We start from the raw sequence: 705 nt of genomic DNA, 5'->3' as shown, positions 1-705 counted from the left end.
ATGGGCGCTTCTATTTATTTTCTTATAAAGAAACATCTTTTACTTGAATTGGGCTTTAATTTTCTGCATGTATTCGGAGATCCGGAGAAAAACGATTATCCTTCAAGCGGCTTCTTTTGTCCATTGCTTGGAATCAGTTATCAATTTTAAATAGTAAATTTGGAAATAATATAAACTGAAATATTATACATGGTATGCGCTATAGCGATACCGTGGAATGAATTGTATCGTAAAAAAACAAAGCCAAGAATCGTACCGGAAATAACCGCGTTTAAAAACCCCCAAGGTCCTTCGTAAATATGGCAAATAGAAAACAAAATTACGGAAAGCGCCAATGCGGACGCGGCGTTCAGATTAAATTCCTCTCTTTTTGATAACAGATAAAAACGGAAATAACTTTCCTCAAGGTAGGCGGATAAAAGGCATGTAATGGATAGTAATGCCCATTCTGTGGTTGTAGAGGGCAAATTAAGCGTTATATTTTCGGCTGTTCCGCTGATATACGAGCCTATTATCGTTGCAAAAAACCCTGTAATTAACAGACAGGGGAATGTAATAATAAAGGCTAAAAGGTCTTTTTTACCCGGCTTTACAGCCCATATTTCCATTGTTTGCGCTTTAAAAATCAAACGCCAGATTAGTATTGACGCGGGGAGAAAATAAGCAAAAATATTTATAAGTTCCGTTGTTGTAGAAAAATCCGCC

The 705-nt window shown here is 36.6% G+C and carries 1 protein-coding gene; it reads right to left on the bottom strand.

Features of this window, described 5'->3' with window-relative positions; genetic code table 11:
- Positions 1-146 precede the first annotated feature (146 nt).
- On the bottom strand, positions 147-705 hold a 559-nt coding region (locus ACYVTD_RS14545), incomplete at its 5' end, for a CPBP family intramembrane glutamic endopeptidase (protein ID WP_461248434.1).

The organism is Treponema sp. R6D11, assembly GCF_054786075.1.
Note: the sequence above shows the minus strand (reverse complement) of the source record. Positions and strands in the feature narration are given on the sequence as shown.